The sequence below is a fragment of the Rhodococcus sp. (in: high G+C Gram-positive bacteria) genome, assembly GCF_049286785.1.
Taxonomy (GTDB): Bacteria; Actinomycetota; Actinomycetes; order Mycobacteriales; family Mycobacteriaceae; genus Rhodococcus_F.
The window spans coordinates 1-7773 of the sequence record NZ_JBAQEO010000389.1; the positions used below are offsets into that span (position 1 = coordinate 1).

Genomic DNA, 7773 nt, shown 5'->3' on the forward strand with positions numbered 1-7773 from the left:
GAGTGCATCCGCGCCGCGTTCCCCGGTGCGCACCCGGATAACGGACTCGACAGGCGAGACCCAGACCTTGCCGTCACCGATCTTTCCGGTCCGAGCGGCCTCGACGATCACTTCGACCACCTTGTCGACAGAGGCGTCGTCGACTACCACCTCGACCCGAACCTTCGGCACGAAATCAACCGAGTACTCGGCTCCACGGTAGACCTCGGTGTGACCCTTCTGACGGCCGTACCCCTGCACCTCGCTGACGGTCATGCCGAGCACGCCCGCCTGCTCGAGTCCGGTCTTCACGTCCTCGAGAGTGAACGGCTTGACAATTGCCGTGATCAGCTTCATTTCGTTGTCCCTTCCAAAGCTCTGCGGTACCCGGTGTTCACTCTTATCACTAGCCGATCACACGAAGTCGTAGGCGGTCTCTGCATGTTCACCCTCGTCGATGCCCTGAGCCTCTACCTCATCGGACACTCTCCAGCCGAGTGGCTTCAGAGCGAACGCGATAATGGCGGTCAGGATCGCAGTGAAGACCAACGCGGAGAATGCGATGACGGTCTGGACAACCAACTGCTTGTAGTCACCACCGTAGAACAAACCGGTCTCCGTTCCGAGGAAACCGATCGCGATGGTGCCCCACAGGCCGGAGACCAGGTGGACACCGACGACGTCGAGCGAGTCGTCGTAACCGAACTTGAACTTCAGGCCCACGGCCAGTGCCGACAGGATGCCGGCGATCGCACCGAGGACGAGGGATCCGACGGGGCTGAGCGACCCGGCCGCCGGCGTGATGGCGACGAGACCGGCCACGGCCCCCGACGCTGCGCCGAGGCTGGTGGCATGGCCGTCACGGATGCGCTCCGTCAGCAGCCAGCCGAGGATAGCGGCGGCCGTGGCGGCGGTGGTGTTGACCCAGGCCAGACCTGCGGCACCATCGGCGGCGAATGCGGAACCGGCGTTGAAGCCGAACCAGCCGAACCACAGCAGGGCTGCACCGAGCATCACGAAGGGCAGGTTGTGTGGACGGAACGCGGTCTTGCCGAATCCGGCACGCTTACCGATGATCACGGCGAGGACGAAGGCGGCGATACCGGCGTTGATGTGGACCACGGTGCCACCGGCGAAGTCGATGGGAGAGACCGAGGCGACGAGACCACCTTCACCGTCGTCGGTGGTGCCGAAGATCTTGGCCGCCAGGCCGTCTTCCGAACCGGAGAGCAGGCCGCCACCCCAGACCATGTGGGCGAGCGGGAAGTACACGACGGTGACCCACACTCCCGAGAAGAGGAGCCACGTGCCGAACTTCACGCGCTCGGCGAGTGCACCGCTGATGAGGGCAGTGGTGATGATCGCGAACGTCACCTGGAAGGCGACGTCGATCACGTTGGGGTAGCCGAAGGCGCCGGCAATGAAGTTGCCATCGGCATCGGTGATGCTGTCCTTCAGCCCGAAGAATTCGAACGGGTTCGCGAAGACTCCACCGATGTCCTCCGTTCCGTAGGACATCGACCAACCCCACAGGACATACACCACAGCGATGACGGCCATCGCGCCGAACGACATCATCATCATGTTCAGCACGGACTTCGACCGGGACATGCCGCCGTAGAAGAACGCCAGCCCTGGCGTCATCAGTAGGACCAAGGATGCTGCCATCAGCATCCATGCGGCATTGCCGGAGTTTGCCAACACTTCGTCGGGACTCACTTACTACCTCCTAGTCGCGCGCTGGTCTGCACGTCGTCAGGAGCAAGAGTGGATTCGCGGTGTTTCGTCCGTGCCACTGCACTGTTTCACCCGCGTGAACGCATTGCGGGGTTTTGTTGCGTCCAGGTTTCATCAGGCAGTTTGCGGCACATACCGGCCTCCGCGAACGGATCGGGACCCCGCGACGGCGCGTCGCGGGTCCCCGACCCGAGGTTCTATCCGAGGAGCGCGTCCACGAAAGCTCCGGGCTCGAACGGCGCGAGGTCGTCGGCGCCCTCGCCGAGTCCCACGAGTTTCACCGGCACACCCAGCTCGTGCTGAACCTGGAAGACGATGCCCCCCTTGGCGGTCCCGTCGAGCTTTGTCAGCACCACACCCGTGATGTCGACCACCTCCGCGAAGACCCGGGCCTGCGCAAGACCGTTCTGCCCGATCGTCGCGTCGAGGACGAGAAGGACGTCGTCGACGGACGCCTTCTTCTGAATCACTCTCTTGACCTTTCCGAGTTCGTCCATCAGACCCGTCTTGGTGTGGAGTCGGCCTGCGGTGTCGATCAACACCACATCGACCCCGCCCTCGATTCCCTTGGCGACGGCATCGAACGCAACGGCCGCAGGGTCGCTTCCCTCCTTGCCCCGGACCACCTCGGCGCCGACCCGCTCGGCCCACGTCTGGAGCTGATCCGCTGCCGCGGCGCGGAAAGTGTCCGCCGCGCCGAGCAGGACCCGGCGGCCGTCGGCCACCAGCACCCGGGCCAGCTTGCCTGTCGTCGTGGTCTTGCCTGTGCCGTTCACTCCGACGATCAACAGGACGGCAGGGTGGTCATCGTGCGGAAGCGCGCGAATCGAACGATCCAGCTCCGGCCTCAACTGCGCGATCAGGACCTCGCGCAGCAGGGCTCGGGCATCCGACTCGGTCCGCACGCTGCCGGCGGCGATCCGCTCTCGCAGGGCGTCCACGATCTTCGTGGTAGTGGCGGTACCGAGATCGGCGATCAGCAGGGTGTCCTCGACCTCTTCCCAGGAGTCCTCGTCGAGGTCGCCGCCGCCGAGCAGCCCGAGCAGGCTCTTACCCACCGCAGACTGCGAGCGGGACAGACGCCCACGCAGACGGTCGAGCCGCCCCTCCGTCGGTGCGATGGTGTCGAGCACGGGGCCGGCGGGAACCGCTTCGACCTCGGGGGCCGGGGCGACCTCGGGTTTCGGGGCGACCTCCGGTTTCGGGGCGACCTCGGGTTTCGGGGCGACCTCGGGCTTCGGGGCGACCTCCGGTTTCGGCGGTGCGGGCGCGGTGGCGACGGGCCACGCCGGCGGCGCCTCGGCTACCTCCGGCGGAGGCAGCACTTCCGGCCCAGGCACGGGCGGCGCCGGTTCGGGTCTGCGTTCGGGGGCCGGGGTGGGTGCCGGCGGACGCGGCGGGGCTGTTGCGGTGGACCCCTCACTGAAGTTGAATCCCCCGCCGGCACGATAGCCGCCGGACCGGTCCTTCTCCGCTGTACCGACTTGCGGCGTCTCAGGTCTCTTCAGCGAAATCTGCCGCCGGCGGTACAACAGGAATCCGACAACGAGAACAACGAGCAATACGGCCAATGCGGCCGCGAGGGCGATCCAAGCTCCGGTAGTCACGCCGCCCATTGTTTCAGGCGATGCTGCGGCGCGGGCGTCAGGCGTCCGACGCCGCCGTGTCCTGTCCCCGGAGCCGCTGCGAAATGACGGTTGTGATGCCGTCGCCACGCATGCTCACGCCGTACAGCGCGTCGGCAACCTCCATCGTCGGTTTCTGGTGCGTGATGATGATCAGCTGAGACTTTTCACGCAGTTGCTCGAACAGTCCGATGAGACGACGCAGGTTCGTGTCGTCCAGGGCGGCCTCCACCTCGTCCATGACGTAGAAGGGCGACGGACGGGCCCGGAAGATCGCCACCAACATCGCCACCGCCGTCAGCGATTTCTCGCCACCCGACAGCAGCGAAAGCCGCTTGATCTTCTTCCCCGGGGGCCTCGCTTCCACCTCGATACCCGTCGTCAACATGTTGGACGGGTCGGTGAGTACCAGCCTGCCTTCGCCGCCGGGGAAGAGTTTCGCAAAAACCTGCACGAACTCTCGCTCGACATCGGCATAGGCCTCGGCGAAGACCTGCAGGATCCGGGCGTCGACGTCGGCGACGACACCGAGGAGATCCTTGCGCGCGGTTTTGACGTCCTCGAGTTGCGTGGAGAGGAAGTTGTAGCGCTCTTCGAGGGCTGCGAACTCCTCGAGAGCCAGCGGGTTGACCTTCCCGAGCGTCGCAAGATCCTTCTCGGCCCGTTTCGCGCGGCGCTCCTGAGTGGCGCGGTCGTAGGGAATCGGAGCCGGCACGGTCACCTGCTCGCCCCGTTCCTTCGCCTGCTCGTACTCCTCCATCTCGAGGACCGAAGGCGGTAGCGGCGATTCGGGTCCGTACTCGGCCACAAGGTCGTCCAGCCCGATGCCGTGCTGCTCGAGAATCGACTCCTCGAGTTGCTCGATGCGCAGGGCCGCCTGAGCCCTGACAACCTCGTCGCGGTGCACGGCGTCGGTCAGCGACGCCAGTTCTCTTGTCAGCTCGCGCACCTTCTCGCGTACCTGCTCGAGTTGCGCGGTGCGTTCGCTGCGGGCACGAGCGAGGTCGTCGCGATGGGCCATGGCCGCCGCGACGACCTCACCGAGATGATCGGCGACGCGCTGGCCGGATTCGGCGACGGCAGCCGCCACCGCGGCGGCGTTCTGACGAGCCTTCATCGCACGTTCCGCTCGGGCGCGGGCCTCGCGTTCCACCTGAGCCGCACGGCGCAGGGAATCGGCCTTGCCGCGAACAGACTCGGCCCGTTCCTCCGCGGTGCGCACCGCCAGGCGAGCCTCCACCTCGACGGAACGCACCTCCGCCAGCGCCCGTGCTGCCATCTCGCGGTCCATACCGGTCGATTCGGATCCTGATGATTCGGCGCCCGGGGTACCTTCGAGCTCTGCCATGCGCAGCCGCTCTTCGAGTTCGGCGAGTGCGGTGAGGGTATCTTCCCGTCCACTCTCGGCTTTCTCACGCTGCCCGACGAGACGTTCCGACTCGGAATGTGCCGCTCGCGCGGCCTGGCCGAGACGTCCGAGCTTTTCGTAGATCGCCGACATCGCAGCATCCGACTCGTTCAGTGCGGCGAGCGCCTGCTCGGCATTCTCCTGCCGGGCGGCCTGTTCCGCGACGGCGCCCGACAGCGCGGCCGTCAGCTCTTCGGCGCGGCGCTCCGCGCGTGCGAGGTCGCGAATCGAATCATCGATCGCCGCCTGCACTTCGAGGGTGCTGGGCTGACGATCCGAGCCGCCACTCATCCAGCCGGCGCCCAGTAGATCACCGCCCCGGGTCACCGCCCTCACGTCCGGCCTGCGTGCCACCACGGCGACCGCATCGTCGATGGTCTCCACCACCACCACCCCGGCCAGCAGTGCCGCCAGACCGGTCCGAAGATCGTCCGGGCAGTCGATCACATCGATGGCCCACCGTGCGCCGGAGCCGAGAGGACCACCGGACACCGCCGTGCCCTCGGTTCCGATCAGCAGCCAGGCTCGTCCGCTGTCGGTCTCCTTCAATGCGCCGACAGCACCTCGTGCCGCGTCCAGCGACTCCGCGACCACAGCATCCGCGGCGGGCCCCATCGCAGCGGCCACCGCCCGCTCGTACCCCTTCTCGACGCTGACGAGTCCGCCGAGCGGTCCGCGAATGCCGTCGCCCGCGCGGTGCTCGACGAGCCAGGCTGTTCCGTCCCTGCGCTCGAGCCCCATCGACAACGCCTCGATGCGGGCACGCAGCGACGCGACTTCCTGACCCGCGGTGCGTTCGGCGCTCTGAAGTTCCGTCACCCGCTCGGAGACGAGCCGCAGCGCCTCGACCGCGCGTTCATGGTTGGAATCGAGCCCCAATTCACCCGCATCGAGATCACCGATCTCGCTCTGGACCACCTCGAACTCGGATTGCGCGGCACTGCCCCGCTGCCGGGCCTCCTCGATGGCAACGGTCAACCGCGACACTTCCGCATCCACCGAATCGGCGCGAGTCCGGAGCGTGTCGACCTGACCGGACAGACGGGCCAGCCCCTCGCGGCGGTCGGCAATCGCCCGGACGGCAGCCATGTGGGCGCTCTCCGCCTCCGCGGCCGTCTCCTCGCTCACGGCGAGTTCTTCCTTGGCGGCGTCGAGCGCTGCCCGCGCCATCTCGACGGCTTCGACGAGTTCGCGCTCCTCGGCCGCGATCCGATCCGCGCGAGCTTCCATCTCGTCCGGGTCCTGGCCCCGGTTCGCGCCCGGCTCCGAGTCGAGGTGGCGTGCCCGCTCTCGGGCGATCCGGATGGTTGCGTTGACACGCTCCGCCAGAGCCGACAACCGGAACCACGTCTGGGCGGCCGCCTCGGCACCCGGCGTCAGCCTGGACAGTTCCTGCTCGTGCCGGCCCAGTTCGAGAGTCGCCTCGTCCAGCGCCGCCGCGACGGAATCGTACTGTTCGCGGACCATCTTCTCGTCCTGTGCCTGGTTCGCGAGCTCTTCGCGCCGGGTCACCAGATCATCTGCGGCCAGACGCAGCTTCGCATCACGAAGGTCGGCCTGGACGGTCTGAGCACGTCGCGCGACCTCGGCCTGGCGACCGAGGGGCTTGAGCTGACGCCGCAACTCTGCGGTGAGGTCGTTCAGCCGGGCCAGATTGGCCTGCATCGCATCGAGCTTGCGGACTGCCTTTTCCTTGCGCTTGCGGTGCTTGAGAACGCCGGCAGCCTCCTCGATGAACGCACGCCGGTCTTCCGGCCGCGACTCCAGGATGGCAGCGAGGCGGCCCTGCCCCACGATGACGTGCATTTCGCGCCCGATTCCGGAGTCGCTGAGCAGTTCCTGCACGTCCATCAGCCGGCACGAGCTGCCGTTGATCTCGTACTCACCGGCGCCGTCGCGGAACATGCGGCGGGTGATCGACACCTCGGAGTACTCGATCGGAAGAGCGCCGTCGGAGTTGTCGATGGTCAGAGTGACCTCGGCGCGCCCGAGCGGCGCCCGCCCGGCCGTGCCGGCGAAGATGACGTCCTCCATCTTTCCCCCGCGGAGCGCTTTCGCTCCCTGCTCACCCATCACCCACGTGAGCGCGTCGACCACGTTGGACTTGCCGGATCCGTTGGGTCCCACCACGCAGGTGATGCCCGGTTCGAACCGTAGAGTCGTCGCCGACGCAAAGGATTTGAACCCCTTCAGCGTCAGACTCTTCAGATGCATGGGGGAGAACCTTACCTGCGGTTCATCGTTCGACGAACCCACTGAGGTCGCCGCGCGCGGAATCCCACTGCTCGACCACCAGGTCGACCGTCCCCGGGGTGTCGCCCGAACGCAGCAGTGCCAGCAGCGCATCCAGTAGCTCGTGCGGACCCTCGGCGACCACCAGCACACGGCCGTCCTTCTGGTTGGCCGCATACCCGGCGAGACCGAGTTCGAGTGCCCGCGCACGCGTCCACCAGCGAAACCCGACACCCTGAACGTACCCGTGTACCCACGCCGTCAGTCTCTCCACCACTGCCTCACGATCGCTCGAGCTTGTAGATCTTTCCGGTGAAGCTCGTCGCGTACAACGCCTCGGAATCCCAGCCGGGGCCACTACCGAAACGCACCGAAGACACCAGCGGCACGCCGGACGCGATGGCGCAGCTCTCCCCCGTGGCCGGGTCGACCCGCATCACCATCCCGCCTCCGTTGTATGCGATATAGACGATGCCGTCCGGTCCGACGGTGAGATCGTCGGCGGCGTTGAGCGGTCCGGAACCGGGCAGAGGAATCGACACGACAGGTCCACGGAGATCCTCCGCACGCAGGATGTGCAGCGTCGTGGTGGTGTCGAACGTCGTCACCGTGTATACGTTTCCTGCGTGCGCGGCCAACCCGTCGACGGTTCCCAGGTCGGTGCGCACCACCTCCGGCATGCGGGGATCCGCGGCGGGGATCCTGGTCAGGCCCGCACCGGACCCCACATTCCGGGCCGTGAGGAAGTCTCCGCCGGGAAGCCTGACCAGCCCGTTCGGCATGACCAGACCC

5 protein-coding genes and 1 pseudogene are annotated in these 7773 nt (G+C 66.9%); all 6 read right to left on the bottom strand.

Annotation, left to right across the window (positions count from 1 at the left end):
- A partial coding sequence (locus WAW17_RS14395) for a P-II family nitrogen regulator (protein ID WP_422333632.1) occupies positions 1-336 on the bottom strand: 336 nt, incomplete at its 3' end.
- A 57-nt stretch (positions 337-393) separates the two neighbouring features.
- Positions 394-1653 (bottom strand): ammonium transporter, encoded by a 1260-nt coding sequence (locus WAW17_RS14400; RefSeq protein ID WP_422333635.1) that lies wholly within the window; start codon positions 1651-1653, stop codon positions 394-396.
- 260 nt (positions 1654-1913) lie between these two features.
- Positions 1914-3332, bottom strand: coding sequence for a signal recognition particle-docking protein FtsY (gene ftsY, locus WAW17_RS14405; protein WP_422333633.1), 1419 nt, complete (start codon positions 3330-3332; stop codon positions 1914-1916).
- 28 nt (positions 3333-3360) lie between these two features.
- Entirely contained in the window at positions 3361-6963 is a 3603-nt protein-coding gene (smc, locus tag WAW17_RS14410; protein ID WP_422333634.1) for a chromosome segregation protein SMC, read from the bottom strand.
- 22 nt (positions 6964-6985) lie between these two features.
- Complete coding sequence (locus WAW17_RS14415) at positions 6986-7255, bottom strand: acylphosphatase (RefSeq protein ID WP_422333636.1); 270 nt, start codon at positions 7253-7255, stop codon at positions 6986-6988.
- 7 nt (positions 7256-7262) lie between these two features.
- Positions 7263-7773: pseudogene (locus tag WAW17_RS14420) on the bottom strand (hypothetical protein); the annotation flags it as partial.

Coding starts and splice junctions, on each gene's coding strand:
- ftsY (WP_422333633.1), bottom strand. CDS start 3,332: ATGGGCGGCGTGACTACCGGAGCTTGGATCGCCCTCGCGGCCGCATTG.
- WAW17_RS14400 (WP_422333635.1), bottom strand. CDS start 1,653: ATGCTGATGGCAGCATCCTTGGTCCTACTGATGACGCCAGGGCTGGCG.
- smc (WP_422333634.1), bottom strand. CDS start 6,963: ATGCATCTGAAGAGTCTGACGCTGAAGGGGTTCAAATCCTTTGCGTCG.